At 52.3% G+C, this 15,978-nt stretch carries 12 protein-coding genes; 11 read left to right on the forward strand and 1 reads right to left on the reverse strand.

What is annotated here, in order from left to right; all coding sequences use genetic code 11:
* The first annotated feature begins 5 nt into the window (after window positions 1-5).
* Window positions 6-1,805, forward strand: a complete 1,800-nt coding sequence (gene asmA / locus IB226_RS02390) for an outer membrane assembly protein AsmA (protein ID WP_192233379.1) — start codon at window positions 6-8, stop codon at window positions 1,803-1,805.
* A gap of 176 nt (window positions 1,806-1,981) precedes the next feature.
* Here asmA and IB226_RS02395 read toward each other — a convergent pair whose 3' ends face one another.
* Window positions 1,982-3,538 carry a TerC family protein gene (locus IB226_RS02395; RefSeq protein ID WP_101763359.1) on the reverse strand — a complete coding sequence of 519 codons (1,557 nt, stop codon included), beginning with the start codon at window positions 3,536-3,538 and terminating at the stop codon, window positions 1,982-1,984.
* Between the two features lie 786 nt (window positions 3,539-4,324).
* Here IB226_RS02395 and wbaP point away from each other — a divergent pair.
* The 10 genes from wbaP to IB226_RS02445 all read left to right on the forward strand — a co-directional run bounded on the left by wbaP (window position 4,325) and on the right by IB226_RS02445 (window position 15,958).
* Window positions 4,325-5,758: an undecaprenyl-phosphate galactose phosphotransferase WbaP gene (gene wbaP, locus IB226_RS02400; RefSeq protein WP_101763360.1), complete on the forward strand. Its 1,434-nt coding sequence runs from the start codon at window positions 4,325-4,327 to the stop codon at window positions 5,756-5,758.
* A 273-nt stretch (window positions 5,759-6,031) separates the two neighbouring features.
* Window positions 6,032-7,162, forward strand: a complete 1,131-nt coding sequence (locus IB226_RS02405; protein ID WP_101763361.1) for a polysaccharide export protein — start codon at window positions 6,032-6,034, stop codon at window positions 7,160-7,162.
* A 9-nt stretch (window positions 7,163-7,171) separates the two neighbouring features.
* Window positions 7,172-7,606, forward strand: coding sequence for a protein tyrosine phosphatase (locus IB226_RS02410; protein ID WP_101763362.1), 435 nt, complete (start codon window positions 7,172-7,174; stop codon window positions 7,604-7,606).
* A gap of 12 nt (window positions 7,607-7,618) precedes the next feature.
* Entirely contained in the window at window positions 7,619-9,796 is a 2,178-nt protein-coding gene (gene wzc / locus IB226_RS02415; RefSeq protein ID WP_137386121.1) for a tyrosine-protein kinase Wzc, read from the forward strand.
* Between the two features lie 181 nt (window positions 9,797-9,977).
* Window positions 9,978-11,114 carry an EpsG family protein gene (locus tag IB226_RS02420; RefSeq protein WP_137386120.1) on the forward strand — a complete coding sequence of 379 codons (1,137 nt, stop codon included), beginning with the start codon at window positions 9,978-9,980 and terminating at the stop codon, window positions 11,112-11,114.
* 15 nt (window positions 11,115-11,129) lie between these two features.
* Entirely contained in the window at window positions 11,130-11,852 is a 723-nt protein-coding gene (locus tag IB226_RS02425) for an SGNH/GDSL hydrolase family protein (protein ID WP_101763365.1), read from the forward strand.
* Window positions 11,853-11,876: 24 nt separating this feature from the next.
* Window positions 11,877-13,055 carry an acyltransferase gene (locus IB226_RS02430; protein WP_192233381.1) on the forward strand — a complete coding sequence of 393 codons (1,179 nt, stop codon included), beginning with the start codon at window positions 11,877-11,879 and terminating at the stop codon, window positions 13,053-13,055.
* 74 nt (window positions 13,056-13,129) lie between these two features.
* Window positions 13,130-14,047: a glycosyltransferase family 2 protein gene (locus tag IB226_RS02435; RefSeq protein ID WP_101763367.1), complete on the forward strand. Its 918-nt coding sequence runs from the start codon at window positions 13,130-13,132 to the stop codon at window positions 14,045-14,047.
* A 73-nt stretch (window positions 14,048-14,120) separates the two neighbouring features.
* A complete protein-coding gene (locus tag IB226_RS02440; RefSeq protein ID WP_137386117.1) occupies window positions 14,121-14,873 on the forward strand; it encodes a glycosyltransferase family 2 protein in 753 nt (250 codons plus the stop codon).
* 50 nt (window positions 14,874-14,923) lie between these two features.
* Complete coding sequence (locus tag IB226_RS02445) at window positions 14,924-15,958, forward strand: glycosyltransferase (protein WP_192233383.1); 1,035 nt, start codon at window positions 14,924-14,926, stop codon at window positions 15,956-15,958.
* Window positions 15,959-15,978 lie beyond the last annotated feature (20 nt).

Consider the following 15,978-nt stretch of genomic DNA (forward strand, 5'->3'; position numbering starts at 1 on the left):
ATGTGATGAGAAGAGTGATAACAACGCTGGCCATCCTGTTAGTGGTGGTGGTGGCGGGCATGACGGCATTGGTGTTGCTGGTCAATCCCAACGACTTTCGTACCTACATGGTAAAGCAGGTAGAACAGCGCAGTGGTTATCAGCTTCAGGTAGGCGGCGATCTGCGCTGGCACGTCTGGCCGCAGCTTAGCATTCTCGCCGGACGCATGAGTCTGACCGCGCCGGGTGCGACGCAGCCGATGGTCACCGCCGATAATATGCGCCTGGATGTCCATCTCTGGCCGCTGTTGTCGCATCAGCTTAGCGTCAGCCAGGTGATGCTGAAAAACGCCATCATCCGCGTCACGCCAGACAGCGCTGCACAAAAGCCGAGCGGCGCGCCAGTGGGGCCGGGTGATGCCGAGCCAGTGAGCAGCAGCGATAACGGCTGGTCATTCACGATTGGCAAACTGCGTCTTGCCGACAGCCTGCTGATTTGGCAGCAGCCCGGCGGCGACGAATATAATTTCCGCGACCTCAATCTCAACCTCGATCAGGATGCCAGCAAGCAGGCCAGCATCAATCTGGCTACCCGGATTTCGCGTAATCAGCGCAATGTTAGCGTCAATCTCAAAGGGCAGATGAATGTGGCGCAATACCCACATCGTCTGGTCGGACAGCTGGATGAGTTGAATTACGCCATCGACGGCGCCAATCTGCCGACGCAAGGCATCAAAGGCACCTTGAGCGGGCAGGGCGAATGGAACGGTGACAATCAGCGTTTCTCCCTACAGAAGATGCAGCTCACCGCCAATGACAGCGCACTGGATGGCAGCGCCGAGGGGCGTCTGGCGCTGCCGCAGCAGCTTAATCTGGCGCTGCACGCCACCCGTTTAGATATCGACGCGTTGATGGCGAATGCACCGGTGACGGATAGCAGCGCGCCGCAGCGAGCCAATGTGGTGAGCACGCCAGTGATTGCTGAACCGCGAATGCGTGATAACAGCAACTCGCCGCTGAATCAGCTGGATTTGACGCTCAATCTCACCGCCGATAGCAGCGTGTGGCGCGGCCTGACGCTGACCAACTTGCAGATCGATGCCAGCAATCAGCAAGGTTTGATGACGCTGAGTAAGCTACAAGGCAAATTTGGCGAAGGCCATTTCTCCGTTCCCGGTTCAGTGGATATCCGCAAACCGGTGACGCAAGTGGCATTCCAGCCTGAGCTGGATAACATCGCCATTGCGCCGCTGCTGAAAGCATTAGAACTACCAGAAACGCTGCAAGGCACGGTTTCACTGCAAGGCGATGTGAGCGGCGCTGGATTGAGCATTGAAGAGGCAAAACGTAACTGGCAGGGCAGTGCGGATCTGGAAGCCACTAATTTGCAGCTTTCGCAGCTGAATCTGCAGCAGATGGTGCGCCGTGCGGTGGCGCGCGTCAGTAATCGTGTCACCAACGATCAACCCGACGACCAGGGCATTCAGCAGTTGAGTGGGCGCGTGAGTCTCAAGCAAGGCATCTTCAGCTTGCCGGATCTGCAGGGCGGCAATAGTCGTCTGGCGGTGCAAACCAAAGGCAATGTCGATATGGTTAAACAGCAGCTCGACGTCACCATTAATATGATGCTGCGCGGCTGGCAGGGCGACGATAAATTAGCTGCGCTGCTGAATCAGCAAACTATTCCGCTGCGCATGTACGGTAGCTGGAATAATCTGCAGTACTCGTTGCCGGTGGATGATGTGGTGCGTCAGCAACTGCAAAGCGAAGCGAAGTCGCGGCTCAATCAGTGGCTGGATCGCCAACAACCGGCGAAGCAGCCGTAGGGGCGCCATTTATGGCGCAATGCCGCTCAGTTAAGCGCCGTCTCAAATCACCGCACATTCCGTAGCGGCGCGATTTATCGCGCAAAGAATTGCGCCGCTACAATGTGTGCTCTCAATAATTATGGTTTTCATGTTTTAACTGACGAGCATTACGCCATTTATGGCGACCGGGTTAATTACGGTGCTATCGGCACTATTTCCACTTTCTGCACGCGGTGATTTTCTACCTGCAACGTTCGCAGCAGATAATCACCGATCTGCAACTCTTCGCCTTCCTGCGGCACATGTTGCAGGCTGTCCATCAGTAATCCCGCCAGCGTGTGGTAATTGCGCTTTTCATCGAGTGGCAGCTGCACGTAGACGGCTAAATCCTCTAACGGCATATGACCATTCGCCACCCAACCGCCGTCGGGTAGCACTTGAATATCGTAGCGCGCATCGATTTTTTCCCCTTCATTCGGCAGATTGCCGGCGATGGTTTCCATCAGATCGCTCAGCGTAACCACGCCTTCCACCGAACCAAACTCATCCACCACAAAGGCGAAGTGGGTGCGCGCGTTGCGGAACTGCTCCAGCGCCTGCAACAAGGTAACGCGCTCAGGAAAGATCAATGGCTGGCGAATCAGCGAGCGTAAATCCAGTGATTTGCTGTGCAACGATTGATGCAGGAGATCAATCACGTGCACCACACCGAGCGGGTCGCGGCCCTGTTCGGTCACCAGAATACGCGTGTGTTGATTGCGATCGAGCTTCGCCATAATCTCCGCCGGATCTTCGGTGAGGTCGATATGCTCGACGTCGTGGCGCGACGTCATGATGCTATTAATCTGGCGCTGACCCAGCCCCAGCACGCGCGCAATCATGCGCCGTTCCTGACGGTTAAACAGCGCGCCTTCTTCGCTGTCGCTGACCAGTGACGCGGTATCGGCGTCCAGTTCCGCCCGCTGCGCCTCGCCGCGCAGAATGCGCAAAACGGCTTCTGACGTACGCTGACGCAGTGGACGGCCGGCAGTGAGAAAGCGGCGACGATTGAACATCGCCAACTGATTGAGTATCTCAATGACGATAGAGAAACCAATCGCCGCGTAGAGGTACCCTTTTGGAATAATGAAGCCTAACCCCTCGGCCACAAGGCTGAAGCCGATCATTAGCAGGAAGCTCAGACAGAGAATCACGATGGTCGGATGGCCGTTAACGAAACGCGTCAGCGGCTTACTCGCCAGCAGCATCAGCAGAATCGCCACCGTTACTGCCGCCATCATCACCGGCAGCTCGTTGACCATGCCAACGGCGGTAATCACCGAGTCCAGCGAGAAGATGGCATCCAGCACCACTATTTGCGCCACCACCGGCCAGAATTTAGCACCGTTCTTATTTTGACCGGTTTCCTCGTCAGCGCCTTCCAGGCGACTGTTTAACTCGGTGGTGGCTTTATAAAGAAGAAAGAAGCCGCCGCACAGCAGCAGCAGATCGCGGGCGCTGAAGTCGTGGTGCAACAGAGTAAACAGCGGTTGTGTCAGGGTTACCAGCCAGGAAAGTGAGGCGAGCAGCGCTAAACGCGACACCAGCGCGAGAAGCAGGCCGATAATGCGCGCACGGTCGCGTTCCTTCGGCGGCAGCTTTTCGACGAGGATGGCAATGAAAACCAGGTTATCAATGCCCAACACCAGCTCCAGAACGATTAGCGTTACTAATCCTGCCCACAGCGACGGATCAATGATCCACTCCAACATGTGTTAATCACCTTAATGTCTGTGTTATGCGCTTAATCTGATGATAGTGAAACGGCGTTAAGACTGTAAATAGCCGCTGACTCGGTCAATTGGCGGGTCAGCCACGAGAGAAGAATATCGCTGATTGCCGATTTGCACCGATAAGATGAAAGTATGGATAAAGATTGCACCTGAATGAAAGAGACAATTATTTTTTTTCAGCAGATAACCACGTGCATTTTTAATGCAGTCTATTGCGTGGTTGAGTATCGAATTAATCTGAATTTTGCAGGGGAATGGCCTGAAAGGGCTGGCATCAATACTTATCGCTGGTAGTCTTTTTCCTAAAATAGTGCAGGGAACACGGGGCCTACTTGTAAACAAGCCAGTAATAACTAGTATAGCAACGTGTTAGTAAATGTCTGCGCCAAAGTTGTTTATAGCGTGCTCCTTAGCCTCTTAATGTTGCGAACTGTGATCGCACGCGGACCACGGCCAGTAATTAGCGCAAAAATGCCGCATAAAACAAGTTGTAATTAGGATGAAAGCGGTATTGGCAGCGACAGCCAAGGGCGGTAGCGTGCCTGAAGCGCCTTTCTCTTGGTTTAATGGTCTGCCACTGTGGTAAGGGAAGTCGGACTAATCTGTTGGTATTAATCACAATTCTCTTGCTTACTATTGTGAGAATTGATTTGGCCTCAGAGAATTTACCGCAGATTGCCTCAACAAATGCAGTGAATATTTCGCTCATTTATCAAACAGCGTTGAGGCATTAGGGATTAAAGAAATAATATAAAAGAGTTAACTATGCGCGATAACGAAATTACATATAAAAGTCTTCTGACAAAAATTTTACTGGCGTGCTCGGATTTAATTTGTTTCAACGCAGCATTATTTATTGCGATGGCATTGATTAATTCGTTTACCCATTCTCCACTGGCAGATATATCTGAAAAATACCTGCATTTAAAAATTGCTACGCACATTGCGCTTTCCGTTATTTGCGTGGGCTGGTTCTGGGTTCGCCTGCGTCATTATACCTATCGCAAGCCATTCTGGTTCGAGCTCAAAGAGATCTTTCGTACCATTCTTATTTTCTCTGTCATCGATTTGTCAATTTCAGCCCTTTCACAGTGGCAAATGTCGCGCTTTGTCTGGGTAGCGACCTGGGTTCTGGCGTTGATTATGATTCCTTTAGCGCGCGCCATCTCTAAGCGTGTGCTGAATCATTACGGCATGTGGAAGAAGCAAACCATCATCATCGGCAGCAGCCGCAATGCCCAGGAAGCCTGGCAGGCGCTGCAGAGCGAAGAAGTAATGGGCTTCGATGTTATCGCCTTCTTCGATGTCGATAAGAGCAGCCCACAGGCCAGCATCTCAGGCGTGCCTGTGCTGCACAATGAACAAGAGTTGTGGCAGCTGACCAACAGCGAAACCCAATTCATCGTGGCGGTGGAGTTCGAACAGAGCCAGCACCGCGACCACTGGCTGAAAACCCTGGCGATGCACAATTGCCGCTCGGTTTCTGTTATTCCAACACTGCGCGGTGTACCGCTGTATGGCACCGACATGGCTTACATCTTTAGCCATGAAGTGATGATTCTGCGTGTGAATAACAATCTGGCGAAGCGCACGTCACGTTTCCTTAAGCGTGCATTCGATATCGTCGGCGCGCTGAGCATTATCCTCGCGCTGTCCCCGGCGTTGCTGGTCCTTGGATTTATGGTTGGCCGCGATGGCGGACCACCGATTTACGGTCATGAACGTGTGGGCTTAGGCGGCCGTAAGTTCAAATGCCTGAAATTCCGCTCAATGGTGATCAACTCGAAAGAGGTGCTGGAAGAGGTACTGCGTACCGATCCTGTTGCCCGCGCCGAGTGGGATAAAGATTTCAAACTGAAGAACGATCCGCGCATCACCAAAGTCGGCCATTTCATCCGTAAAACCAGTCTGGATGAGCTGCCGCAGCTGTGGAACGTGGTACGTGGCGATATGAGCCTGGTGGGGCCGCGCCCGGTGATTGAAGATGAGCTCTGCCGTTATGCCGGTGATGTCGATTATTACCTGATGGCGAAACCAGGCATGACGGGATTGTGGCAGGTTAGCGGTCGTAACGACGTTGACTATGAAACACGCGTCTATTTCGACTCGTGGTATGTCAAGAACTGGTCGCTGTGGAATGACATCGCGATTCTGTTTAAGACGGTTGGCGTAGTGCTGAAACGCGACGGCGCCTATTGATAGACAGCGAAGCCGGGGAGGGCATGAAGCTTCCCGGTTGAAAACTGCGGGTGCTGGGTGTGTCGTTATTAGACAGCTGCACTGATTGAGTCTGTATAACCATTTTAATTGATGTCGTCTTTAGACTCGGTGACAACATAAAACCAAGGGAGCGCATAATAATGACCCACAGTTTCAGTGTTTAACCCGTCACATTCCATTTTTGTAAGACGCTACACAGCGGGCGATTTCGCCTCTATCAATCAATAACTGATAGCGAAGAATCAGATGATAATGAAAATTAAATTGATACCTTTACTGGTATCCGCGACTTTTCTCTCCGGATGCACCATTGAGCCGGGTTCTCACCTTTCCACCAGTGGAAAAGATGTCATAGAGCAACAGGATAGCAACTATGACATCGACAAATATGTCAACGTCTTCCCGCTGACGCCGCGTCTGGTTGAACAGATGCGTCCGAAGCCGCTAGTCGCGCAGGCTAACCCGATGCTGCAAAATGAAATTCAGAGCTACGAATACCGTATCGGTGTCGGCGACGTGCTGAACGTCACCGTCTGGGATCACCCAGAGTTGACCACACCTGCCGGTCAGTACCGTAGCGCCAGCGACACCGGTAACTGGGTACAGGCAGATGGCACCATTTTCTACCCGTACATCGGTAAAGTGCGCGTAGCAGGCCGAACGGTTACCGAGATCCGCAGCGAAGTGGCGCGTCGTCTGGCGCAATACATCGAAAGTCCGCAGGTTGACGTTAACGTCGCCTCGTTCCGTTCGCAGAAAGCGTACGTGACCGGTTCGGTCACCACCTCCGGACAGCAGGCGATCACTAACGTGCCGCTGACCGTGCTGGATGCCGTCAACGCCGCCGGCGGTTTAGCGGCTGACGCTGACTGGCGCAACGTGGTGCTGACGCACAACGGCAAAGAACAACGTCTCTCGTTGCAGGCGCTGATGCAAAACGGCGACCTGAGCCAAAACCATCTGCTCTATCCGGGCGACATCCTTTACGTGCCACGTAACGACGATCTCAAAGTCTTCGTGATGGGTGAAGTGAAGCAGCAGTCAACGCTGAAGATGGACCGCAGCGGCATGACGCTGGCCGAAGCACTGGGCAACTCGCAGGGTATGGATCAGACCACCTCTGATGCCACCGGCGTGTTCGTGATTCGTCCGATTCGCGGCGCCAACCGCACCAAGATCGCCAACATCTATCAGTTGAATACCAAAGATGCGGCATCGATGGTGATGGGCACCGAATTCCAACTGGAGCCGTACGACATCGTCTATGTCACCGCGACACCAATCACCCGTTGGAACCGTGTGATTTCGGGCCTGCTGCCGACCATCGTAGGTATTGACGATGCCAGCTCCTCGGCCCTTCGTTTCCGCAACTGGTCGAACTAAGGGTTCGCCATGATTAAGTCCGTGTTAGTCGTCTGCGTCGGCAATATCTGCCGCTCCCCCACCGGGGAGCGTCTGTTCAAACGCGCGCTACCAAACATCCGGATTGCCTCCGCAGGGCTCAGCGCGCTGCAAGGCTATCCGGCGGACCAGAAAGCCCTGGCTGTGGCCGCCGAACACGGCGTGTCGCTGGAAGGGCATCAGGCTCAGCAGTTAACGGCCAGCATGTGCCGTGACTATGACCTGATTCTGGTAATGGAAAAGCGCCATATTGAACAGGTGAATCGCATCGATCCAGCCGCACGCGGAAAGACCATGCTGCTTGGCCACTGGCTCAATCAGCAGGAAATTGCGGATCCGTACAAAAAAAGTCGCGAGGCCTTTGAAGAGGTCTACGGGTTACTGGAAAACGCTACCCAGAAATGGGTCAACGTATTAAGCCGATAGTTGGGAATATCCATGAATATCAAAAACAAGGTTATGACCGCGCCAAAGGAAGATTCGAATGGATGGGATCTGGCGCATCTTGTGGGACAGCTGATTGATCATCGCTGGATCATTGTTGCCGTTACCGCCTTCTTCATGCTGGTAGCCACGCTCTACACACTGTTTGCTACACCAATCTACAGCGCGGATGCGTTAGTCCAGGTTGAACAGAAGAATGCCAGCTCAGTACTGAATGAGTTAGACAGCATTCTGCCGCCAACGCCGGCGTCCGATACCGAGATTCAGATTCTGGAATCGCGCATGGTTATCGGTAAAACCGTTGACGATCTGGGTCTGGACACCGTTGTCACCCAGAACTATTTCCCGGTGATTGGTAAAGGTCTGTCGCGTTTGATGGGTAACAAGCCATCAACCGTCGCCATCTCACGCCTGGAAATTCCACGCACCATCGATAAGCGTACTGTTGAACTGGAAGTGACCGGTCCTGACTCGTATACCGTGTCAGCGGACGGTGATGAACTGTTCAAAGGTAAAGTCGGTCAGCTGGAAACGCACGGTGATGTGACCATGCTGGTAAGCGGCATCAATGCCGATGAAGGCACCAGCTTCAGCGTTACCAAACTGAACGAGCTGCAGGCGATTAACTCCGTACTGGCCAACCTGACCGTTGCGGATAAAGGCAAAGACACGGGCGTGCTGGGTCTGGAGTATCTGGGTGAAGATCCAGAGCAGATCAGTAAAGTGCTGAACCAAATCGTCAATAACTACCTGCTGCAGAACGTTGAACGTAAATCTGAGCAAGCGGAAAAGAGCCTGGAATTCCTGCGCAACCAGCTGCCGCAAGTGCGTGGCAAACTGGATGATGCCGAAGACAAGCTGAATACCTTCCGTCGCCAGAACGAGTCGGTTGACCTGTCGCTGGAAGCGAAATCGGCGCTGGATTCTTCTGTCAGCGTGCAGAGCCAGTTGAACGAACTGACCTTCCGTGAAGCCGAAGTGTCTCAGCTGTTTACTAAAGATCACCCAACCTACCGCGCCTTGCTGGAAAAACGCAAAACGCTGGAAGGTGAGCAGGCGCAGCTGAATAAAAAGATTTCTCAGATGCCACAAACGCAGCAAGAGATCTTGCGTCTGACGCGTGATGTGCAGTCTGGTCAGGAAATCTACATGCAGTTGCTGAACCGTCAGCAAGAGCTGGGTATCAGTAAAGCCAGCACCGTGGGTGATGTACGCATCATCGATGGCGCAGCAACCGGCAACAGCCCGGTGGCACCGAAGAAACTGCTGATCATCGCGGCGAGCGTGATTCTGGGTCTGATGGTTTCTGTTGGTCTGGTGCTGCTGAAAGCGCTGCTGCATCACGGCATCGAAAATCCAGAGCAGCTGGAAGAGCTGGGCATGAACGTCTATGCCAGCGTACCGCTGTCAGAATGGCAACGTAAGAAAGATACCGAAGCACTGGCGCGTCGTGGCAACAAGGTGAAAACCGATCCCCACGAAACGCTGCTGGCGCTGGGCAATCCAACTGATCTGTCAATCGAAGCGATTCGTAGCCTGCGTACCAGCCTACACTTCGCGATGATGGAAGCGAAAAACAACATCCTGATGATCACCGGCGCCAGCCCAGGTATTGGTAAAACCTTTATCTGTGCCAACCTGGCAACGCTGGTCGCCAAAGCGGGCCAACGTGTGCTGTTCATCGATGGTGATATGCGTCGCGGTTACACCCACGAACTGCTGTCAGCCGATAACAAATCCGGTCTGTCTAACGTGTTGTCAGGCAAAACCGAGTTCAGCCCGGCGCTGATTCAGAAAGGCCCGTACGGTTTTGACTTCCTGCCACGCGGTCAGGTGCCACCAAACCCATCTGAACTGCTGATGCATCGTCGCATGGGTGAGCTGCTGGATTGGGCGAGCAAGAACTACGACCTGGTGTTGATTGATACGCCTCCGATTCTGGCGGTCACCGATGCGTCTATCATCGGTAAGCTGGCCGGTACGTCGCTGATGGTGGCGCGTTTCGAAACCAACACGCCGAAAGAACTGGATGTCAGCTTCAAGCGCTTTGCCCAGAACGGTATTGAGATTAAAGGTGTGATCCTTAACGCCGTGGTGCGTAAAGCCGCCAACTCTTATGGTTACGGTTACGACTATTACGACTACGAGTATGGCAAACCGACCAAAAGTTAATTTGCCCGTCATTCACAGTTAATGATGAGGGTAATCCGGTGAAGAAAGGGGCGGGTTGACCGCCCCTTTTGATCGCACCGTTTGAATGACGACACGCAACGATTTACACAGGTGATTCTCTCTATAACGCCATTAAAAGCCACCGCTGGCACGAGAACTTGTGGAATTAAGGAATCACACCATGGCTCCATATTGGTATTTATCAGGGTTTTTGCTGTTGCTTGCGCTGGTCGAAATCCTGTTGAAGAAAGACGAACGCACCACCCATATTCTGACTTACCTGCTGTGCATCGCCACGGTCACGCTGATTATTTTCGCCGGTATTCGCGGTCTCGGTACCGGGATGGACGACTATCAATATCGCAGCTTCTTTGCCGACTTCGTCCGCCGTATTGAGGTCAACGGTTTTGCCAACACCGTCGCCTTCTTCCGTTATGAACCGCTGATTTTTGCTATCGCGTGGATCACCAGCCTGTTTTCACACAATGCCAGCGTGTTCCTGTTTGTGTTCAGTATTCTGGCAGTTTCAACCAACGCCATCTTTTTCAAAAAGATGTCACCGTATCCGGTGTTGGCATTGGCGCTTTATTCGGCGCATATCTTTATCAACAAAGATGTAAACCAGATTCGTTTTGGCCTGAGCTCGGCGCTGTTCCTTGGCGTGATCTGGACTATCTACCTCAAGCAATACTGGTGGGCGTTTGCCTTCTTTATTCTGTCCTTCCTCAGCCACAACACCGCAGTAATGGTGGTGACCATCATTCCGTTCCTGTTTATTCGGGAATCGCGCTGGTGGCCGGTGGCCATCATTATATTCAGTGTGCCACTTTCGGTGGTGGGCGGGACCGGCTTTATTGCCTTGATCGCCGGACATCTGGGATCGATGGGCGAGAGGGCCGCAGGCTACAGTAACGAAGCCTCGAATGCCGGTGACGGCAGCGTGGTGTCAGTCTCCAACCTGAAAAACATCATGCTGGTGTTTATCTTCGTCTACTTCATGCTGAGCAACCAGCTCAAGCGTGAACAGTACGACGTGTGGAAGCTGAACTACCTGTTGATTCTCACTTTTGCCATTGGCGGCGGCATCAGGATCTTCTTCTACAACTACTCATCGGGTGCGCGCCTGTCGAACTATCTGCTGCAGGTCGAACCGATTATTTTGACATCGCTAATCTTCCAGTCAAAACGCGTACTGAAACCCGCGATGTTTGCGATGTTCGCTTTCTTCCTTGTTTATTACCTCTACTACAACACGATCTCACTGAAGCAGGCCGTTGTGGGCTATGAAGTTGCTCGTGAATTCAAATTGTTTCATTAACCGATGAGAGGAAATATGCGGAAGACTTTACTGGCAGTTCTGATCACCTCTGCGCCGCTACTGGCGCAGGCAGAGGATCATCCCGGCACCTTTATCATCGCCGCCTACGGTGACTCCACCACCGCCGGCGTTACCGCGTCGGGCAATCGCAATATCCTCAGTAAAAATAATGAAGTGAGTTTTTTGCAGCAGATGTTGCGTGAGAAATACGGCAACAACATTGAGGTGAAGAACCACGGCATGCCGGGCGCACAGGTTTCGGTGCTGGTGTACAACAAAGACAATACGCCGATGGATTGGTCAGAACGCATGGCGAAATCCGATGCCAACATGATTCTGATTAACTATGCCATCAACGATGCGCGCATCAACTTCTTCAAAGACAAAGGCGAGCGCATTGAAACGCCGCAAGAGTATAAGCGCATTATCACCGAGCTGGTCAAAGGCGCGAAGGCGAATAACAAGCTGGTGGTGTTACAGGAACCGAATCCCATTTGTGGCAAAGCCGAGCGCTGGAACGTCTGGCCGTATGTTTATCAGTTAAATGAAGTGGCTAAAGAGCAGCAGGTGCCAATTGTGAAGCAATACAGCGTCATCAAGCAGAACCGTGACTGGCAATCTGAGATGTCGCCTGATTGCATTCACCCGAACGAGATGCTTTATAAGCAGAAAGCAGAAAGAACCTTCAACGTCTTAAGCAGCACTTTCGATAGCGTTTTGTCGCGGCACAGCAGCTAACCCAACTCAGATTCAGGAGCTGACATGTATGTATTAATCATGGTGCTGTCATTTTGTCTGGCGCTAATCATTCTGCGAGTATTCTCCTTCCACAAAGGCGTGTACAACAGTAGCGGTATTAAAAGTATCTCTGGTATGCGCGCGCTGCTGGCCAGCATCGTGGCGTTCTCACACTTCGCGCACTACATCTATTCGCTGGATGGTCAGTGGGTGTTCGATAAAGACTATTTTGCCTGGTTCTCCGAAGGCAACTTCTTCGTTAACTCCGGTAAATTCGGTGTACTGCTGTTCTTCATGATCTCCGCCTTCCTGTTCTATCGCTGGCTGGATAATGAAACCCTGACGCCAGGGCAGCTGACGCACAAGCTGCTGAAGTCGCGTATCCGCCGTATCGTCCCGATGTTCTGGTTCTCCGGTTTTGTCATCATCGCGGTAGGCGTGGTGCAGGGCGATCTCACTTATAGCCTCACGGCAGTAAAAGATGCTGTGCTGTGGTTGCTGTTTATTGGCAGCTACCGCATGGGTGATTTCCTGACGGCGGATGTCAACGCCGGTGTGGAATGGACGCTGCGCCTCGAATGGTTGCTGTACCTGTCGATTCCGCTGATTTACGTGCTCAACCGCGCCACCAAAGGTAAATACAAAACGCTGCTGATTCTCGGCTCCATCGGCGTGATTTTCTGCGTGGCGGTTGGCCTGCGTCTGTGGGGCAAAACCTATACCGATCCGCGTCCGGTGCTGGGCTTCGCCATGGGTTATCTGGCGTATAAGTATCGCGACATGTTTGCGCACTACAGAACCTCCAGCCTGGCCGGTTTTGCGGTGATTGTGCTGTCGCTGTTCTCGCTGTCGTTCACCAGCAACACCTTCTGGTATCTGATTTTCCTCTGCTGCCTGACGGTAATCTTCTTTATTGTCAGCAGCGGCAACGCCGTGTTTGGCATTCTGGAAAACAAAACCCTGATGTCGATTGGTGAGGTGAGTTACAGCCTGTATCTGATTCACGGTGTGGTGCTCTATTTCATCAAGCAGATCCCGGAAACGCTCTATCCGCATTCGTTCCTGTTCTACACCTTCCTTTCAACGTTGTTCTTTGTCGCCTCCTTCTATGTGGCGAAATTGACGTATCTGTTTGTCGAGAAACCGTTTATCGGCAGTAGCAACAAGAAGAAAGTGGCGATGAAGACCTCGCCGACAAATTAGGACATCACCCATTATTCTTTTGAGCCCACAAGTTATATCATTGATTTTGTAACTTTTTTAATGAGGTGCTGGCAATGCAGGAGATTCGCTTCTCAATTGTTATTCCCGCGTATAACGCGTCGAAATCGATTGTCACGACGCTAGATTGCGTCAAAGCGCAAACCTATCGCAATTTTGAAGTCATTATTGTTGATGACAAATCGGCCGATGCGGCTGAACTGGCGCAGGTGGTACGCAGCGAACGTTATCAGGATTTGGCTATCAAACTGGAGCTGTCTGAGGTCAAACTCAACGGCGCTGGCGCCCGTAACAAAGGTATTGAGCTGGCAACCGGCGACTTTATCAGCTTCCTCGATGCCGACGATGAGTGGCATCCGGACAAGTTATTGGTGGCGAGTGAAACCATCGCCAAACTGGAAGCGCAGGGCAAATCGCGCTACGTCATCTTTAGTCAGGTGAACATCCATCAGGATGGCAGCTTCCTCAAGGTGATGCCGATGCAACCGCCCGGCAAAAACGAAACCGTGGCCGAGTATCTGTTTGGCTGTTACGGCTTTATTCAAACCAGCACCATTGTGCTGAAGCGCGAAGATGCGGCGCAGATCCAGTTTGATGCGCGCTATATTCGCCATCAGGATTATGACTTCTGCATCCGCGCCGATCGCATGGGTTACGCCTTCGTGATGATCGACAAACCGCTGGCAACCTACCATCTGGTGACCAAATTTGGTTCCAAGCACAAAGGCGAATCGGTCAAATACTCGTTCTTCTGGCTCGATACCATGAAGCCGCATCTGACCACGCGTGACATCCATACTTACAAGGCGTTCAAGCTGCCGCTGCGCTACAAGATGGATGGTAAATCGCTGCAGGCCAGCCTCAGCTTTGCACGCTACTTCTTCCTCACCAACCGTGACAATCGCGCCTACTTCATGAATCGCCTGCTCGATAAGGTGAAGTCGCGCTTCTCGGGCAGAAGAGCCGTCTCCTGATTCACTTTTAAACACTTTCACTTGCTCCCTACACGGGGGCAATTTTTTGGTTCCTGAAACTCCGGGTAGACAAATGACAAATCATGTTGGCACCGTCGGTATTGTGATGCCGATGTATAACGCGCGAAATACCGTTCTGCGCGCGGTTGAGTCGATCATCAACCAGACCTACAGCGACTGGCATCTTTACCTGATCAACGACAAATCCACCGATGATTCACTCGCCTTGGTGCGTGAACATTGTCAGGACGCGCGTATCACCATTCTCGACAACGAGGTCAATCAGGGCGCAGCCGAAACCCGTAACGTGGGGCTGCGCGCGGCGAAAGAAGAGATCATCGCGTTTCTCGACAGCGATGACGAATGGCACCGCGAAAAACTGGCCGAACAGACGGCCGCGATCGCCGCCGGCGACGATTTCGTGATCACGCATTATCACTACAAAACCAAAACCGCTGACCACGATATCAACTACAGCAAACCCTACCTGCAGCAGGAAAACTTCGTGAAGAAGCAATATCGCGTTTGCTTCTCCTCGGTGTGTTTCCGCCGTCCTCCACAGGGCATCTTCTTCCAGCGTAAAGGCCATGAAGACTTCCTGTTCCTTTATGAGTTGTTCCTCCGCTACAAACAAGCCCGCGTGATCCAGAAAACCCTGGTCAACTATTACGAGTTGGGCGATTCACTGTCGCGCAACAAAAATAAAGCGGCGAAGTGGCACCTCGAATTATTAAGAATTATCTATAAAAACAATCCGTTAAAAGTATATTACTATTATACATGGTACATGGTGAACGGGGTTCTTTTTGCCTTAAAACACCGCTAAGCGCAACGGTGATTTAGCTGCTTATATATTTTTGAGGTGGAAAGGATTGTATGAAAAAGATCGTTTTGGTGATTAAAGATGCCTACTCGTATGCGGGCACGGAAAACATCTGCAACTTTATGTCTGAATGCCTCGGCGAGCAGCATGAAGTCACCATTTACTCGCTGGAAGGCCATGGCAAAACCTTTTATCCGTTCGAACGGGTGAAAAAAATTGTCAGCTTTGAAGGCCACAGCAACCCAATTAAAAGCGCCGTTAGCAGCATTCATCAGGAAGGCTTCGACAGCGTATTCCTGATCAGCATGGGCCGCCTGAGCGTGATGTTCGCCTTCTGGAATCTGATGGCGCTGAAGAAGAAGCGCTTCAAGGCGTATGCCTGCGAACACATTGCGATTAACTCGTTCAGCAAGCCGATTAAGCTGCTGAAGTGGCTGATGCTGCGCTATTACGACCAGGTGATCGTCCTGACCGACAAAGATCATCAGGTGTTTAACCGCTGGAATATTGCCAGCCAGCAAATCCCCAATCCGGTGGTGTACAAAGCGTTTCAACGTCAAACGCGCAGCCGTCAGGCGCTGGCGGTGGGACGTCTTGATAACCAGAAAGGCTTCGACCTGCTGCTGGATATCTGGGCCGACTTCAGCAAGAAACATCCCGAGTGGAAACTGGTGATTGCCGGTGACGGCGAACTACGCCAGCAGCTACACGATCAGGCTGCGGCGTTAGGTATCACTAATAGCGTTAACTTTGTCGGCAAAGTCAGCAACATCAACGATTACTACCGCGAAAGCGACATGGCGCTGATGACGTCGCGCTATGAAGGCTTGCCGCTGGTGCTGCTGGAAGCCAAATCCTGGTCGCTGCCGGTGGTGGCGTACGATTGCCCAACCGGGCCGCAGGAGATCATCAACCACGGTGAAGATGGCTTCCTGGTGCCGATGAATGACAAAACCACCTTTATCAAGCGGCTGGAGCAGCTCGCCAGTGATGATGGCCTGTTCTACGCCATGAGTGAAAAAACCAAAGAAACCGCGCTCAAGTTTGACGGTAATCAGATCAAGCAGAGCTGGCTCGCCCTTGTTTAGCGACAATTATCGTGCCTCGG

Origin of the sequence: Pantoea sp. PNT03, assembly GCF_014852515.1 — a bacterium.
Taxonomy (GTDB): domain Bacteria; phylum Pseudomonadota; class Gammaproteobacteria; order Enterobacterales; family Enterobacteriaceae; genus Pantoea; species Pantoea leporis.

Excerpts from the sequence above, each read along its gene's own strand:
- IB226_RS02420 (WP_137386120.1), top strand. The coding sequence starts at position 9,978 with ATGGCTCCATATTGGTATTTATCAGGGTTTTTGCTGTTGCTTGCGCTG.
- IB226_RS02440 (WP_137386117.1), top strand. The coding sequence starts at position 14,121 with ATGACAAATCATGTTGGCACCGTCGGTATTGTGATGCCGATGTATAAC.
- IB226_RS02395 (WP_101763359.1), bottom strand. The coding sequence starts at position 3,538 with ATGTTGGAGTGGATCATTGATCCGTCGCTGTGGGCAGGATTAGTAACG.
- asmA (WP_192233379.1), top strand. The coding sequence starts at position 6 with ATGAGAAGAGTGATAACAACGCTGGCCATCCTGTTAGTGGTGGTGGTG.
- IB226_RS02425 (WP_101763365.1), top strand. The coding sequence starts at position 11,130 with ATGCGGAAGACTTTACTGGCAGTTCTGATCACCTCTGCGCCGCTACTG.
- IB226_RS02445 (WP_192233383.1), top strand. The coding sequence starts at position 14,924 with ATGAAAAAGATCGTTTTGGTGATTAAAGATGCCTACTCGTATGCGGGC.
- IB226_RS02410 (WP_101763362.1), top strand. The coding sequence starts at position 7,172 with ATGATTAAGTCCGTGTTAGTCGTCTGCGTCGGCAATATCTGCCGCTCC.
- IB226_RS02435 (WP_101763367.1), top strand. The coding sequence starts at position 13,130 with ATGCAGGAGATTCGCTTCTCAATTGTTATTCCCGCGTATAACGCGTCG.
- IB226_RS02430 (WP_192233381.1), top strand. The coding sequence starts at position 11,877 with ATGTATGTATTAATCATGGTGCTGTCATTTTGTCTGGCGCTAATCATT.
- wbaP (WP_101763360.1), top strand. The coding sequence starts at position 4,325 with ATGCGCGATAACGAAATTACATATAAAAGTCTTCTGACAAAAATTTTA.
- IB226_RS02405 (WP_101763361.1), top strand. The coding sequence starts at position 6,032 with ATGAAAATTAAATTGATACCTTTACTGGTATCCGCGACTTTTCTCTCC.
- wzc (WP_137386121.1), top strand. The coding sequence starts at position 7,619 with ATGAATATCAAAAACAAGGTTATGACCGCGCCAAAGGAAGATTCGAAT.